Origin of the sequence: Streptomyces venetus (assembly GCF_039540295.1) — a bacterium.
In the GTDB taxonomy this organism is placed as follows: domain Bacteria; phylum Actinomycetota; class Actinomycetes; order Streptomycetales; family Streptomycetaceae; genus Streptomyces; species Streptomyces venetus.
On sequence record NZ_BAABET010000002.1, the window covers coordinates 253,913 to 268,575 of the forward strand.

The 14,663-nt window shown below is 71.9% G+C and carries 16 protein-coding genes; 7 read left to right on the forward strand and 9 right to left on the reverse strand.

The window, feature by feature from the left end:
* Positions 1–68: 68 nt before the first annotated feature.
* From ABEA82_RS06040 to ABEA82_RS06070, 7 genes are all read right to left on the reverse strand, one after another.
* Complete coding sequence (locus ABEA82_RS06040; protein WP_345660983.1) at positions 69–1,049, reverse strand: tetratricopeptide repeat protein; 981 nt, start codon at positions 1,047–1,049, stop codon at positions 69–71.
* Positions 1,050–1,166: 117 nt separating this feature from the next.
* Complete coding sequence (locus ABEA82_RS06045; RefSeq protein WP_345660326.1) at positions 1,167–2,414, reverse strand: HD domain-containing protein; 1,248 nt, start codon at positions 2,412–2,414, stop codon at positions 1,167–1,169.
* The gene (locus ABEA82_RS06050) at positions 2,411–3,742 is read right to left on the reverse strand and encodes an HD-GYP domain-containing protein (RefSeq protein WP_345660327.1); all 1,332 of its coding nucleotides are present in this window, start codon (positions 3,740–3,742) and stop codon (positions 2,411–2,413) included. The genes ABEA82_RS06045 and ABEA82_RS06050 overlap by 4 nt, the downstream gene beginning before the upstream one ends.
* A gap of 148 nt (positions 3,743–3,890) precedes the next feature.
* Positions 3,891–4,202: a mycothiol system anti-sigma-R factor gene (rsrA, locus tag ABEA82_RS06055; RefSeq protein WP_345660328.1), complete on the reverse strand. Its 312-nt coding sequence runs from the start codon at positions 4,200–4,202 to the stop codon at positions 3,891–3,893.
* On the reverse strand, positions 4,199–4,885 hold the full coding sequence (gene sigR, locus ABEA82_RS06060) for an RNA polymerase sigma factor SigR (protein ID WP_189723136.1): 687 nt from the start codon (positions 4,883–4,885) through the stop codon (positions 4,199–4,201). The genes rsrA and sigR overlap by 4 nt, the downstream gene beginning before the upstream one ends.
* 255 nt (positions 4,886–5,140) lie before the next feature.
* A complete protein-coding gene (locus tag ABEA82_RS06065; protein ID WP_425588487.1) occupies positions 5,141–5,797 on the reverse strand; it encodes an alpha/beta hydrolase family protein in 657 nt (218 codons plus the stop codon).
* Position 5,798: 1 nt separating this feature from the next.
* Positions 5,799–6,614 (reverse strand): SOS response-associated peptidase, encoded by an 816-nt coding sequence (locus ABEA82_RS06070; protein WP_345660329.1) that lies wholly within the window; start codon positions 6,612–6,614, stop codon positions 5,799–5,801.
* 50 nt (positions 6,615–6,664) lie between these two features.
* Between ABEA82_RS06070 and ABEA82_RS06075 the strand changes: the two genes are divergently transcribed.
* From ABEA82_RS06075 to ABEA82_RS06090, 4 genes are all read left to right on the forward strand, one after another.
* Positions 6,665–7,387 carry a M50 family metallopeptidase gene (locus tag ABEA82_RS06075; RefSeq protein ID WP_345660330.1) on the forward strand — a complete coding sequence of 241 codons (723 nt, stop codon included), beginning with the start codon at positions 6,665–6,667 and terminating at the stop codon, positions 7,385–7,387.
* A 124-nt stretch (positions 7,388–7,511) separates the two neighbouring features.
* Entirely contained in the window at positions 7,512–8,822 is a 1,311-nt protein-coding gene (gene aroA, locus ABEA82_RS06080; RefSeq protein ID WP_345660331.1) for a 3-phosphoshikimate 1-carboxyvinyltransferase, read from the forward strand.
* A 17-nt stretch (positions 8,823–8,839) separates the two neighbouring features.
* On the forward strand, positions 8,840–9,850 hold the full coding sequence (gene rsgA, locus ABEA82_RS06085; RefSeq protein ID WP_345660332.1) for a ribosome small subunit-dependent GTPase A: 1,011 nt from the start codon (positions 8,840–8,842) through the stop codon (positions 9,848–9,850).
* A 147-nt stretch (positions 9,851–9,997) separates the two neighbouring features.
* Complete coding sequence (locus ABEA82_RS06090) at positions 9,998–10,321, forward strand: DMT family transporter (RefSeq protein WP_345660333.1); 324 nt, start codon at positions 9,998–10,000, stop codon at positions 10,319–10,321.
* Positions 10,322–10,328: 7 nt separating this feature from the next.
* Here ABEA82_RS06090 and ABEA82_RS06095 read toward each other — a convergent pair whose 3' ends face one another.
* Entirely contained in the window at positions 10,329–10,937 is a 609-nt protein-coding gene (locus ABEA82_RS06095; protein WP_345660334.1) for a TetR/AcrR family transcriptional regulator, read from the reverse strand.
* A gap of 258 nt (positions 10,938–11,195) precedes the next feature.
* Between ABEA82_RS06095 and hisN the strand changes: the two genes are divergently transcribed.
* Both hisN and ABEA82_RS06105 read left to right on the forward strand, forming a co-directional pair.
* Positions 11,196–11,996, forward strand: a complete 801-nt coding sequence (gene hisN / locus ABEA82_RS06100; protein ID WP_345660335.1) for a histidinol-phosphatase — start codon at positions 11,196–11,198, stop codon at positions 11,994–11,996.
* Between the two features lie 131 nt (positions 11,997–12,127).
* Positions 12,128–12,520 carry a CBS domain-containing protein gene (locus tag ABEA82_RS06105; protein WP_345660336.1) on the forward strand — a complete coding sequence of 131 codons (393 nt, stop codon included), beginning with the start codon at positions 12,128–12,130 and terminating at the stop codon, positions 12,518–12,520.
* A gap of 85 nt (positions 12,521–12,605) precedes the next feature.
* Here ABEA82_RS06105 and ABEA82_RS06110 read toward each other — a convergent pair whose 3' ends face one another.
* Positions 12,606–14,057, reverse strand: coding sequence for a catalase (locus tag ABEA82_RS06110; protein ID WP_345660337.1), 1,452 nt, complete (start codon positions 14,055–14,057; stop codon positions 12,606–12,608).
* A 145-nt stretch (positions 14,058–14,202) separates the two neighbouring features.
* Here ABEA82_RS06110 and ABEA82_RS06115 point away from each other — a divergent pair, with 145 nt between their 5' ends.
* Positions 14,203–14,619, forward strand: a complete 417-nt coding sequence (locus ABEA82_RS06115) for a Fur family transcriptional regulator (RefSeq protein ID WP_345660338.1) — start codon at positions 14,203–14,205, stop codon at positions 14,617–14,619.
* The last annotated feature ends 44 nt before the right edge of the window (positions 14,620–14,663 follow it).

The window sequence follows — 14,663 nt, forward strand, 5'->3', positions numbered from 1 at the left end:
GTGCCGATGTGCGGCTCCGCCGCGTGGGCGCGACCAGCCCCCACCGCCGCCGCAGCGGCACGACGGCCTCAGCACACCTCTTCCAGATCCCGCCAGTCACGAGAGTCCGGACTGTCGGCCACCCACCCGTCCAGCAACCCCCGGACCAGCGAAGCCGGCGCAGCCAGCCCGCACTCCCGCTCCGGCACCCACAGCTGCCCGTCCGTCCGGTGCCCCAGCGGCCCGGGATGCCCCGGCTCACTGTGATCATGCGGGTCGAGATGCTCCCCGTCCCCTTCGTCCGACGGCATCCGTGACTCCGAGCACATCCGGCACAGCAACCGCACCGAAGAGGACCAGTCCTCCGCCGCGAACCCGGCGTCCGCCGCGAGCTGCTCCAGCGCGTCCCGGTCCGACTCGGTCGCCGCCTCCAGCAGCACCACCCAGGTCGGCACCGGGGACGGCGCCCACAGCTCGATCTCGTCGAACACCGGGTACGTGTGCCCGGCGGCCGTGGTCCGCTCCCCGTGCGGCACGCCGTCGTGCAGGACGACCTCACCCCAGCGCCGCCCCGACGAGGGCAGCGGAATGGACAGCACCTCGATCCGCGCCGGATCCAGCCGCCGTCCCCACACGACTTCGGCCTCCCCCTCCGGGGACAGCCGGACGGCCGCGCTGCCGAGATCCATGCCGACGGGCTCACCGGCGTCGTTGGCGGCCCCCGGCGCCCGCAGCCCGTAGGCCTGCCAGGCGCGCCGGGCCAGCGGCCAGTCCTGGAGGGCGGTCGCGGCGATGCCGACGTTCCACCAGTCGGGCGCGCCGGTGTCCCGGTCGAGCAGGGCCACGGCCCTCAGCCCCGCCGCTCTCGCCTGCTCCCAGTCGTGCCGGAACTTGTGCAGCAGAGCGAGGTTGAACCAGGACTCGGAGAGCCACGGCTCCAGGTCGGCGGCACGTGTCAACAGTGCGCCGGCGTCCTCGTACCGGCCGTCGCCGATGAGTGTGAACGCCCGGTCTGTGGCCTGCCGCCAGGAGGCGGAGGGCCGGTTCCGTCCCTTGCCGAAGATCCTCACGATTCCCGCCTGCCAGTTCCGTGCGGTGGGCTGGCCGTAGCTGTGTTGCGAGCCCCCGGACACCTTCTCCTTCGCATCCAACCACGTGCGGCCTCGAGGGCGCTCATTACCCATGGGTTACCCAGCCACGGGCAGGGTCAGACTGCTCCTTGCCAGTACCCGGGCCAGTGATTCCACCACCTCCGGGGCGTACTCCCCGGCGGTGGCGAGCCGGAGTTCCTCCAGCGCCGTCAGCGGCCCGCCGGGACCACCTTCCCGGGACTTCTCCTCGTACGCATTGACCGCCCGGACGATCCGCGCGGCGAGCGGCTGCTCGGCGTAGGGGTCGGCCTGCCGCTCCACGACCACGGCCACCGCTTCGTCGACGCCCGTCTGCCGGACGACGGCTCCGCCGAGCAGGGCGATCCGCCGCTGTTCCGCGGCGGGCAGGGCGGCGGTGGCGCCCGCCGGGACCGGGTCGACGAGGCTCAGCTGGCCGATGTCGTGCATGAGCGCGGCGTACTCCAGCACCGTCAGCTCGGGCTCCGTGAGGCCCAGGTCACGCCCCACCGCCTGGCTGAGCGCGGCCACCCGCCGGGCGTGTCCGCAGGGGGTGTATCCGGCGACCTCGGTGGCCCGCGCGAGGGAGGCGATGGTCTGCCGGTAGGTCGCCCGGACGGCGGCGTACCGCCGGAAGGACATCTGGGCGAGCAGCAGGGGCACGGAGAAGACGGGCAGCGCCCACAGGCCCACGACGGCGACCGCCAGCGCCATCACCGCACCCGTGGCGATGACGGCGGACCCGATGCCGAGCAGGGCGCGCAGTTCGTCCCGCAGCACGGGCCCGAAGGGCCAGCCGGTGCGGGAGTGGGCCAGCGCGGCGGCGAGCACCGCGTCGCACAGCGCGGTCAGGGACAGCAGCGCGAGCAGCAGCAGCGCGTAGGCGGGGCCGCCCCAGTCGTCGAACATGCCCCGGTTGTACGGGGGCTGGAAGCAGAGGGCGACGAACCCGACGGTGAGCATGCGGCGGGCCAGGTGGTCGAGCGTGGGCCCCTGTCCGCGGGCGACGTGCGGCACACTGCCGAGCAGCGAGGCGGCCAGGACGACGGCGACGGCCTGGGCGACGCCGTGGTGCGTGGGCCGGCCGCCGGCCTCACCGAGCAGCGCGTACGACAGGGCCGCGGCGGCGCCGAGCGGCGCGGGTTCCCGGACCTGCGCCCCGTTGCGCCGCGTGAGCTCCCCCACGGTGACGAGGACACCGAAGGCGAGGGCGACCCGGCGTTCCTCCAGCCCGTCGTAGAGGGTGACGGCGAGGGATCCGGCGGCCAGGAGGGCGGCGCAGGCGTGGACGAGGGTGAACAGCGGGGGCGGCCGGTAGGCGCTCATCGGTGTGCTCCCGGCCGGCTGGGGACGGGCGCGCCGGGCGGGGGAACGCGGGGCGTACGGGCGTCGTCGGCGGTCACGGCGGGCCGCCATCCCACCCGGCCGACGGCCTCCACGAGAGCCGCGACCATCACCGGGTCGAACTGGGTGCCGGCGCACCGCTCCAGCTCCGCCAGAGCCACCGCGACGGGCCGGGCCCGGCTGTAGCTCCGGGTGGAGGTCATCGCGTCGAAGGCGTCCGCGACCGCCACCACCCGTGCGGATTCCGGGATCTGACGGCCCAGCAGCCCGTAGGGGTACCCGCTGCCGTCCAGCCGCTCGTGGTGGTGCAGTACGGCGGCGCGGGCCTCGCCGAGGAAGCCGATGCCCCGCACCATCTCGTGCCCGTACTCGGGGTGCAGCTCGATCACCCGCCGTTCCTCGGGCGTCAGCGGCCCGTCCTTCCTGAGCAGCCGGGTGGGCACGCCGAGCTTGCCCACGTCGTGCAGGATCCCGGCGAAGCGGAGCACCTCGACGCGCTCGTCGGCCATGCCCAGCTCGCGGGCGATCATCATGGAGGCCTGCCCGACGCGCTCGCTGTGCCCGCGCGTGTAGCCGTCCTTGATGTCGACGGCCTGGACCAGCGCCCGGATGGTCGCCTGGTGGGCGGCCCGTTCCCGGTGGTACTGCGCGAAGGCCCACCAGGAGACGCACATCGGCAGCAGCACGAGCAGCGCGGCCACGGGCCCGTACGGGCTGCGCCACAGCACGGCCATCATCAGCCCGGCGAGCCCGTGCACGGCGATCGGCGCCAGGGAGCGCTCCACCAGCCCCCGCCAGGCCCGCCGCGCCGGCACCCGCTCCGCCACGACCAGGATCCCGCCGTCCAGCAGCGCGAGCACCAGGCAGAACGCCAGCACGGCCGCCCCGGCCGGTCCGAGGGCGTAGGGGACGTCGCCCTCGAGCACGGCGTCCCGCCCGCCGAGCGCCGAGTGCACCCGGGCCGCGGTCCACACGCCGAGGACGAGTTGGGCCGCCCGCCAGATCCGCCGCAGCGCCACCGGTCGCTGCCCGGCGGGCGAGAGCAGCGCACCGGGCACCGCCACCAGGGCGGCGGCGGACGCGGGCAGCAGGAACGCACCGGCGAGCAGTACGGGGTAGAAGGTCCCGACGGGGTGGGAGATCCCCGCGAACCGGGACCGGGCGACACGCTCACAGCCGGCGTACAGCGCGGCGAGCAGCGCGACCGCCCACCAGGGCGTGCGGACGCCCGGCGGCGGCAGCAGACAGAACAGGGCGGCTACGGCGACACAGGCGACATACACACGTGTCCGCGCCGGTACCGCTTCCATGAGCCCCTCCCCGGCCATGACCATCAGGCCCGGAGCCTAGGGCGCCGGTGGGGGCTTCGCGGGCCGATAGTCCGCGGGTTAGCACGTTCGGGTGACGCCTTCGAGGATGACTACCCCCTCGGGGGGGTAGTTGAAAGGCGCAGGAGTGTCAGGACTCCGTCGGCGTGGCAGGCGAGGCGGTGACGTCCTTGTCGGGGACCGCCTGGCCGGAGCGGATCAGGTCGATCCGCCCCATGACCTTGTCCCGCAGGTCGCCCGGCACGTCGTCATGCCCGCAGCAGCGCTTGACGAGCTTCTTCACGGCCTGCTCGAGCCCGTACTTCTCGAGGCAGGGCGAGCACTCCTCGAAGTGGTGCTCGAACTTCACGCAGTCCGAGTCCGGCATCTCACGGTCGAGGAACTCGTAGAGATGATCGAGGATTTCGCTGCAATCCGTCTCGTGCGGCTCTCCGCAGCTCATGACCCCGAGCCTTTCGCTTCGTTCGACTCTCCGGCACCGGCCGGGACCATCCCGCGGTCACGGGCGTAGTCCTCCAGCATGCCGCGCAGCTGACGGCGGCCCCGGTGCAGCCGGGACATCACCGTACCGATGGGTGTCCCCATGATGTCGGCGATCTCCTTGTAGGCAAACCCCTCGACGTCCGCGAGATAGACGGCGATGCGGAACTCCTCGGGGATCGCCTGGAGCGCTTCCTTCACGTCCGAGTCGGGCAGGTGGTCGAGCGCCTGCGACTCCGCGGAGCGCAAGCCCGTCGACATGTGCGACTCGGCGCGGGCGAGCTGCCAGTCCTCGATCTCCTCGGCCGCGCTGCGCTGAGGTTCGCGCTGCTTCTTGCGGTACGAGTTGATGAAGGTGTTGGTGAGGATCCGGTACAGCCACGCCTTGAGGTTGGTGCCCTCGCGGAACTGGTGGAAGGACGCGTACGCCTTGGCGTACGTCTCCTGCACCAGGTCCTCGGCGTCGGCCGGGTTGCGCGTCATGCGCAGCGCGGCCGAGTACATCTGGTCGAGGAACTCGAGCGCGTCCCGCTCGAAGCGCGCACTGCGCTCCGCGGCCGTCTCCGCACCCGTGCCGCCCTGGCCCTCGGGCTGCTCCGCCTGGCCGTGTTCGGTCCCTGCGTCGGTCCCTGTGACCGGACCCACCTCCTCCAGTGTTCTCGTGAGACCGAAACCGGTCTCACCCGAATCGGAGGATAGACGACGATCCGGTCCGCCCGCCGCCCGAACAGGGGCGGTCTTGCCCGCGTGCAGCACCGTCCACTCCAGGTCGGCGCGGCTGCTGCGGGTCGGGCAGATGGTCGAACCCATGCGGCGGACTCCCTCTCCTACGGCGTCGGTGCTGGTCTCAGCACGTACGTCCCGCACAACAGTGACCGCCGCCCCGGCATTCCCGAAGCTTTACCCCAGTGACCCGGTCCACTCGACGACCGCGTCCGTGATGACCGCCACGGCCTCGTCCTGCGAGATCTCCGCACGCTTCGGCACGGCGAAGCCGTGATCCCCGTACGGGACCTCCACGAGCCGGTAGGGCCCCTCGGGGAACTCCTCCGGCTTCCCGAACGGGTCGTTCCCGCCCTGGACGACCAGCGTGGGCACCCCGGAACCCAGCAGTTCCTCCGCTCGGGACTTCTCCGGCTTGCCCGGCGGGTGGAGCGGGAAGCTGAGGGCGAGGACGGCGTGGGCGCCGAGCTCGGCGGCGGTACGGCAGGCGACCCGGGCCCCGGCGCTGCGCCCGCCCGAGACGACCGGCAGCCCGGGCCTCGCCAGCGCGGGCCAGATGCCCCGCCAGCCGGTGTCCAGCGTCTTCGGCGCGGGCGCCAGCTTCTTCCCGGCCACCCGCCAGGGCTGCTCCACCCGGGCCACGGTCACGCCGTGGGCGGGCAGCACCTCGGCCAGGGCCTTCAGGTCACGGGCCTCGATGCCACCGCCGGCGCCGTGGCTGACGGCGAGGACCAGCCGGGCCTTCTTCGCCGCGTGCCAGGTGATGCGGGCGGTTCCGGCGTCGGTCTCGACGGTCTCGGTGGTCGTGCCTGCCGTCTTCGTCACATGCGTCACATCAGAAGAGTGTGCCCTCTTCGGGCCCTTCCAGCTCCTTCAGCAGCTCCGGTCCGTTGTTGCGGACGTTGCTGACCGCGGTGGTGACGGGGTAGGCGCGCATCAGGCCGCCGGGCGGCGGGGCGAGCAGCTCGCGCAGCTCGTCGTTGCCGGTGCGGGACGGGTCGAGCCACGCGTCCCAGCGGTCGGGCGTCAGCATCAGCGGCATCCGGGGGTGGATGTCGGCCAGGGCCCTGGGCCCGTCGGCCGGGGACACCGCGAGGGGGCTCTGCTCCGCCTCCGTCGTGATGACCGAGCACGTCACCCACCAGGCCTGCGGGTGGTCGTCCGGCAGGGTCTTGTCACGCCAGAACTCGTACAGCCCGGCCATCGCGAAGACCGACCCGTCCGCGGGCGTCACGAAGTAGGGCTGCTTGCGCGGGCGCTTCTTCTTGCCCTCGACCTCCAGCTCGCGCTCCTGCGTGCCGGTGACCCACTCGTAGTAGCCGTCGGCGGGCAGGATGCAGCGCCGGGAGGAGAAGGCGCGACGGTAGGACGGCTTCTCGTGGACGGTCTCCGCGCGGGCGTTGATCATCCGGGCGCCGCCCTCGGGGGTCTTCGACCAGGACGGGACGAGCCCCCACTTCAGCGTGCGCAGCTGCCGAACCGGCCGCGGGTCGTCGGCGTCTTTCAGGGGGCGGTCCAGGACGGCGTAGACCTCTTTGGTGGGCGCCACGTTGTAGTCCGGCTCGAGGGTCTCCTCGGGCTCCCACTTCTCGATCTCAAAGATTCCTGCGAGATCCTCGGGCCTACGACTCGCTGCATACCGTCCGCACATACGTGCCACACTGCCAGATTCCATCCGACCACAGGGAGCCATCGCCGCACATGGACAGCACCGCATCCGCCTCGCTCGCCTCCCTCTGGGACGAGGTCTCCGGTACTCAGCCCGACCCCGACCTCTGGGTGGTGCTCGCGACCCTGGCCGCCGCGCTCGCCGTGGTGGTCCCGCACGGTCTGTGGCGCATCTCCCGCAACGCCATCACCATCGCCCACGAGGGCGGTCACGGGCTCGTGGCCCTGCTCACGGGCCGCACGCTCACCGGCATACGCCTTCACTCGGACACCAGCGGCCTGACCGTCAGCCGCGGCAAGCCGCACGGCATCGGCATGATCCTCACCGCGGCCGCCGGCTACACCGCCCCTCCCCTGCTGGGCCTCGGCGGCGCGGCCCTGCTCGGCGCCGGCCGCATCACGCTCCTGCTGTGGGCGGCCACGGCCCTGCTGCTGGCCATGCTCGTGATGATCCGCAACGCCTACGGCGCCCTGACCATGATCATCACCGGTGGGCTGTTCGTCCTGGTCTCCTGGCTGGCCGGTCCGCAGGTCCAGGCGGCGTTCGCGTACGTGGTGGTGTGGTTCCTGTTGCTGGGCGGGGTGCGGCCGGCGTTCGAGCTCCAGGCGAAGCGGTCGCGGGGCGGTGCGGGCGACTCGGACGCGGACCAGCTGTCGCGGCTGACGCATGTGCCGGCGGGGCTGTGGCTCTTCCTGTTCCACGCGGTGTCGTTGTGCTCGCTGATAGGCGGGGGTCGCTGGTTGCTGGACCTGTGACGCGCCCCGAAGGGGCAGCATCACCAGGGGCGCGGGACTGCGTCGAGGTGCGGCTCCACCGCGCGGGCGCGACCAGCCCCAACGGCGCCGCACCCGAACAACGGCCTGCTTATAAAGTAAGGGCATGGCACTGAACCCCACCGCCCTCTGGCCCGCCCCGCACGCGAGCGGAGCCGTCGACGCGACGGTCCACGTGCCGGGGTCCAAGTCGGTCACCAACCGCGCCCTGGTCCTCGCCTCCCTCGCCTCCGAGCCCGGCTGGCTGCGCCGACCGCTGCGCTCCCGCGACACCCTGCTGATGGCCGGCGCGCTGCGCGCCATGGGCGTCGAGATCGAGGAGGGCGTGGGCCCCGACGGCACCGGCGAGGCCTGGCGAGTGCTCCCCACGGGCCTGCGCGGCCCGGCCACGGTCGACGTCGGCAACGCCGGCACGGTGATGCGGTTCCTGCCGCCGGTCGCCGCGCTCGCCGACGGCCCCATCCGGTTCGACGGCGACCCCCGCTCCTACGAGCGTCCCCTGACCGGTGTCATCGACGCGCTGCGTCAGCTCGGCGCCCGGATCGACGACGACGGCCGTGGCGCGCTGCCCCTGACCGTGCACGGCAGCGGCGCCCTGGAGGGCGGCCAGGTCGCGATCGACGCGTCCTCCTCGTCGCAGTTCGTGAGCGCCCTGCTGCTGTCCGGCCCCCGCTTCAACCAGGGCGTCGAGGTCCGCCACACCGGCAGCACGCTGCCCTCCATGCCGCACATCCGGATGACCGTCGACATGCTGCGCGCGGTCGGCGCCCAGGTGGACACGCCCGAGTCGGGCGGCGAGCCGAACGTCTGGCGGGTCACGCCGGGCGCCCTGCTCGGCCGGGACCTCGTCATCGAGCCGGACCTCTCCAACGCCCAGCCGTTCCTCGCGGCGGCCCTGGTGACCGGCGGCAAGGTCGTCATCCCCGACTGGCCGACCCGCACCACCCAGCCCGGTGACCGGCTGCGCGAGATCTTCACCGAGATGGGCGGCTCCTGCGAACTCACCGAGTACGGGCTCGTGTTCACCGGCTCCGGCTCGATCCACGGCATCGATGTCGACCTGGGCGAGGTCGGCGAGCTGACGCCGGGCATCGCGGCGGTCGCGGCCCTCGCGGACTCGCCGTCGACCCTGCGCGGCGTGGCGCACCTGCGGCTGCACGAGACGGACCGGCTGGCCGCGCTGACGAAGGAGATCAACGAACTCGGCGGTGACGTCACCGAGACCGCCGACGGTCTGCACATCCGCCCGCGCCGCCTGCACGGCGGGATCTTCCACACCTACGACGACCACCGCATGGCCACGGCCGGCGCGATCATCGGCCTCGCGGTGGAGGGAGTGCAGATCGAGAACGTCGCGACGACGGCGAAGACCCTGCCCGACTTCCCCGACCTCTGGACCGGGATGCTCGGGGCGTAGGACGCGGGGATCACGTCATGCGGCGCTACGGCAAGCACACCGACGAGGACGACATCCGCACCCGCCCGGGCCGCCGGAACACCCGGCCCCGGACGAACATCCGCCCCAAGCACGAGGACGCCGCCGAGGGGCTCGTGCTCACGGTCGACCGGGGCCGCCTGACCTGCCTGGTCGAGGACCGTGTGGTGATGGCGATGAAGGCCCGCGAGCTGGGCCGCAAGGCGGCGGTGGTCGGCGACCGGGTGGCGCTCGTCGGTGACCTGTCGGGCAGGAAGGACACCCTCGCGAGGATCGTGCGCATCGAGGAGCGGACCTCGGTCCTGCGCCGCACAGCGGACGACGACGACCCGTTCGAGCGCGTGGTCGTCGCCAACGCGGACCAACTCGCCGTGGTGACCGCGCTGGCCGATCCGGAGCCCCGCCCGCGACTGATCGACCGCTGTCTCGTGGCGGCCTACGACGGGGGCCTCGACCCCCTGCTGGTGCTCACCAAGTCGGACCTCGCCCCGCCCGAGAAGCTGCTGGAGCTGTACGGCGACCTCGACATCCCCTACGTCGTCACCAGCCGCGCCGAACTGGACAGCGGCGTCGCCGTCGACCGGGTGCGCGAGCACCTCGACGGCAAGATCACGGCCTTCGTCGGTCACTCCGGTGTCGGCAAGACGACCCTGGTCAACGCGCTGGTCCCCCAGGAGCGGCGGCGTACGACGGGGCATGTGAACGCGGTGACCGGCCGAGGCCGGCACACCACCACCTCGGCGCTGGCGCTGCCGCTCTCGGGCGGCGACGGCTGGGTGATCGACACCCCGGGCCTGCGGTCCTTCGGCCTCAACCACGTGGACCCGTCCCGGGTCATCCACGCCTTCCCCGACCTGGAGCCGGGCACCGAGGGGTGCCCCCGCGCGTGCAGCCACGACGAGCCGGACTGTGCGCTGGACGCCTGGGTGGCCGAGGGGCACGCGGACCCGGCGCGGCTGTACTCGCTGCGGCGGCTGCTGGCCACGCGGGAGCGGAAGGAAGGCGACTGACCTCCGCGTTGTTTGTCAGAGCGTGTGGATGGCAAGTGCATAATCGCACCGAGCCGGACGCCGGACCGACCGCACGCCGGGGAATCCGGCGAACCAGCTCCAGCCGACTCAGCGGTCGCTGAACGTGGGACACGGGAGGAACGACTCATGGCGTGGCTGCTGGTCATCGTGGCCGGGTTGCTGGAGACCGGCTTCGCCGTGTGTCTGAAACTGTCCCACGGCTTCACCCGGCTGTGGCCGACGGTCGCGTTCTGCATCTTCGCCCTCGGCAGTTTCGGGCTGCTGACCCTGGCGCTGCGGAGACTCGACGTGGGTCCCGCGTACGCGGTGTGGACGGGCATCGGCGCGGCCGGCACGGCGATCTACGGCATGATTTTCCTGGGCGACCTGGTGTCGGCGCTGAAGATCGTGTCGATCAGTCTCGTCATCATCGGCGTGGTCGGCCTGCAGTTGTCGGGATCGGCCCACTGACGTCGTGTCAGCCGGCCGGTCGTTGCAGGGCGGTGCCGACCAGTCCGGCGACGCCGCCCTCGCCGGCCGGCGCGGCGACGCAGGACAGGGCGAGCCGGACGGCGAGTTCGCAGGAGCGGGCCAGGTCGGCGGTGTCGGACTTGGTCGTGCCGGGTCCGGCCAGGACCTTGACCGCGCGATCGCGGACGAGGGTGACGAAGTCTCCGGGTGAGGGCAGTGGCCCGTCGGCGCGGCGCTGGGCCGGTGCGGCGGAGGTGGAGGAGACGGCCGACAGGGGCGGGGCGGGCAGCCGTTCGCACCAGCAGCCGGTGAGCATGGCACGGACCAGGGCGTTCTCACGGGCGGCGGAGGTGGTCCACTCGGCGGTCGCGGCGAGCCGGTCGCAAGGGTCGCCCTGTCCGGCGAGGGCGCGGTCGACTCCCGCGAGATAGCCGTCGGCCTCTCTGCGCACGAGCGCCCGGGCGAGCCCGTCCTTGCTGCCGAACTCGTTGTACAGCGTCTGCCGGGACACTCCGGCCGCCGCGGCCACGTCCACCATGCGTACGGCGGACCAGGGCCGGCGCACCAGTGCCGTGTAAGCGGCGTCCAGTAGAGATTCCCGCGCTGCAGGCATCATCGCCTCCCCTTGGGGCGAGCGGCTGTGCGCCCAGATTTGACGCGCCCGAAACCACTGTCAAGGGCCCGCGACCACACACAGGGACACCTTTCGGCCTTACTGCTCAGCTGCGGGCAGTCGTGCCGCTGGGGCGATGGGGGTCCCCCTGCTCGAGCACCAACACCGAGCACCCGATGAACGCCGACCCCCCACAACGCCCCCACACCCACACAAACCCGCGGTAGCCCCACCCCCACCACGGCAGATACCGTTCGACACATGCCCGACTACCTCGACGACCTGCGTCTCGCCCACGTCCTCGCCGACGCCGCCGACGCCGCGACGACGGACCGGTTCAAGGCCCTCGACCTCAAGGTCGAGACCAAACCGGACATGACCCCGGTGAGCGAAGCGGACAAGGCCGCCGAAGAACTCATCCGCGGCCAGCTCCAGCGCGCCCGCCCCCGGGACGCGATCCTCGGCGAGGAGTACGGCGTCGAGGGCACCGGCCCCCGCCGCTGGGTGATCGACCCCATCGACGGCACCAAGAACTACGTCCGCGGCGTCCCCGTCTGGGCCACCCTCATCGCCCTGATGGAAGCCGGCGAGGGTGGCTTCCAGCCCGTCGTCGGCGTCGTCTCCGCCCCCGCCCTCGGCCGCCGCTGGTGGGCCGCGAAGGGCCATGGCGCCTTCACCGGCCGCAGTCTCACGAAGGCCTCCCGGCTCAAGGTCTCCCAGGTCGGCAAGCTCGCCGACGCCTCCTTCGCGTACTCCTCGCTCAGCGGCTGGGAGGAGCAGGGCCGCCTGGACGGCTTCCTGGACCTCACCCGCGAGGTCTGGCGCACGCGCGCGTACGGCGACTTCTGGCCGTACATGATGGTCGCGGAGGGCTCCGTCGACATGTGCGCCGAGCCGGAGCTGTCCCTGTGGGACATGGCCGCGACCGCGATCATCGTCACGGAGGCCGGCGGCACGTTCACGGGACTCGACTCCCGCCCGGGCCCGCACAGCGGCAACGCGGCCGCCTCGAACGGCCTGCTGCACGACGAGTTGCTCGGGTATCTCAACCAACGCTACTGAGCACCCCCCGCTGTTACCGAGCGCCCCCTTGTTGACCCTCCCTTTACCTGCCACCCTGAGAGTCCACCCGCTTGTGAATTTGTGAAAGAATGAACAAACGGCGGGGACACTCCCAGGAGGTGGCTCCATCCATGCTCGTCCGTGACGCCATGACCACCGTCGTCCTCACGATCGGCCCGACCCACACCCTTCGCCAGGCCGCCGCGCTGATGTCCGCCCGCAAGGTCGGCGCAGCCATCGTCCACGACCCTGACGCCGGCGGCATCGGCATCCTCACCGAACGCGACATTCTCAACTCCGTGGGCCTGGGCCAGGACCCGGACCAGGAGCGCGTCCACGCCCACACCACCACCGACGTCGTGTTCGCCGCGCCGGCCTGGACCCTGGAGGAGGCGGCCCGCGCCATGGCCCACGGCGGCTTCCGCCACCTCATCGTGCTGGACCGCGACGAACCCGCCGGCATCGTCTCGGTCCGCGACATCATCCGCTGCTGGGTGCCGGCGCGGCAGCACGTGCCCGCCTGACGGCACCCAGGGCACAGCGCGGACGGGCCGGGCCCCGTCGTGGGGGCCCGGCCCGTCCCTACCGCAAGCGGTCCAGCGCTGGAGTTCAGCCGCGCAGGGCCTGGACCGCGGCCTCCAGCCGCTTGCCGTAGTCCTCGTCGGCCCGACGGAAGTTGTCGATCGCCCGCTCGGCGATGTCGTCCCGCGAGACCTTGGCGATGAAGCCCGCCAGATTGGCGATCAGCCGCTCCTTCTCGTCCTCGCTCATCAGGCGGTAGAGGTTGCCCGCCTGCACGAAGTCGTCGTCCTCGGCGTGCACCGGGGCCGGGTGGTTGCCCGTGACGCCGTGCACGGCCGTGGCGGACCACAGCGGACGGTCCGTCTGGAACGGGCCGCCGAAGCTGTTCGGCTCGTAGTTCTTCGCGCCCCGGTGGCGGCCGTCGTAGAGGAAGCCGTCACGGGAGTTGGTGCGCGCCACGGTGGCGTGCGGGCGGTTCACCGGCAGGTGGTCGGCGTTGATGCCGACGCGGTAGCGGTGTGCGTCGCCGTACGCGAAGAGGCGGCCCTGGAGCATCTTGTCCGGGGACGGCCCGATGCCCGGCACGAAGTGGGCGGGGCTGAAGATCGACTGCTCGACCTCGGCGAAGATGTTCTCGGGGTTGCGGTTGAGCTCCAGCTTGCCGATCTCGATCGGCGGGTAGTCGGCGTGCGGCCAGACCTTGGTCAGGTCGAAGGGGTTGAAGCGGTACGTCGCCGCGTCCGCCGCCGGCATGATCTGCACCTGCACGGTCCAGGAGGGGAACTCACCGCGCTCGATCGACTCGCGCAGGTCGCGCTGGTGGGAGTCGGGGTCCGCACCGGCGAGCCGGTCGGCCTCGGCCTGGGTGAGGTTCCTGATGCCCTGGTCGGTCTTGAAGTGGTACTTGACCCAGAAGACCTCGCCGGCCTCGTTCTGCCACTGGTAGGTGTGCGAGCCGAAGCCGTCCATGTGGCGGTAGGAAGCCGGGATGCCGCGGTCGCCGAACAGCCAGGTCACCTGGTGCGTGGACTCGGGCGACAGGCTCCAGAAGTCCCAGACGTTGTCCGCCTCCGTGGACCCGGTGTACGGGTCGCGCTTCTGGGTGTGGATGAAGTCCGGGAACTTGATGGCGTCCTTGATGAAGAACACCGGGGTGTTGTTGCCGACGAGGTCGTAGTTGCCCTCCTCGGTGTAGAACTTCAGCGCGAAGCCGCGCGGGTCGCGGACGGCGTCCGCCGCACCCAGGTTGCCCGCCACCGTCGAGAAGCGCAGGAACGTCTCCGTCTGCTTGCCGATCCCGGAGAGGAAGGCGGCGCGGGTGTACGGGGTGACGTCTGCGGTCACCGTGAAGGTGCCGTAGGCGCCGGCGCCGCGGGCGTGCACCACGCGCTCCGGGATGCGCTCCCGGTTGAAGTGGGCGAGCTTCTCCAACAGGAGCTGGTCCTGGACGAGCACCGGCCCGCCCGCGCCCGCGGTCTCGCTGTTCTGGTTGTCGGCGACCGGAGCACCGGCCTCCGTGGTGAGCGGTCCCTGCGTCACGTACGCCTCCTGCGCCATTCCTGACCAATCCTGTCCATCGACCAAAGTCGTTCTCGATCCTACAATAGACATTGTCTAAAGCAAGTGGGGCTCTAACTTCACACCTGTTCGGAACCTGGTCCCTTTTGCTGTTAGGCTGGTGGCCATGAGTGACCTTCTGGAACGGCTGCGCGGACGCGGTTGGCGTATGACCGCGCAGCGACGTGTCGTGGCCGAGGTCCTCGACGGCGAGCACGTCCATCTGACGGCCGACGAGGTCCACGCCCGGGCTGTCACCAAGCTGCCCGAGATCTCCCGGGCGACCGTCTACAACACGCTCGGCGAGCTCGTGTCCCTCGGCGAGGTGCTCGAGGTCTCCACCGACCAGCGCGCGAAGCGGTACGACCCGAACGCCCACCGGCCGCACCACCACCTGGTCTGCGCCCGGTGCGGCGCGATCCGGGACGTCCACCCGGTCGGCAACCCGATGGCGGACCTCCCCGACTCGGAGCGCTTCGGCTTCACGATCTCGGACGTCGAGATGACGTACCGCGGCGTCTGCCCGAACTGCGCGGCCGCCTGACCCACCAGCGCGACAGCCCCGGCACCCCTCGGTGCCGGGGCTTG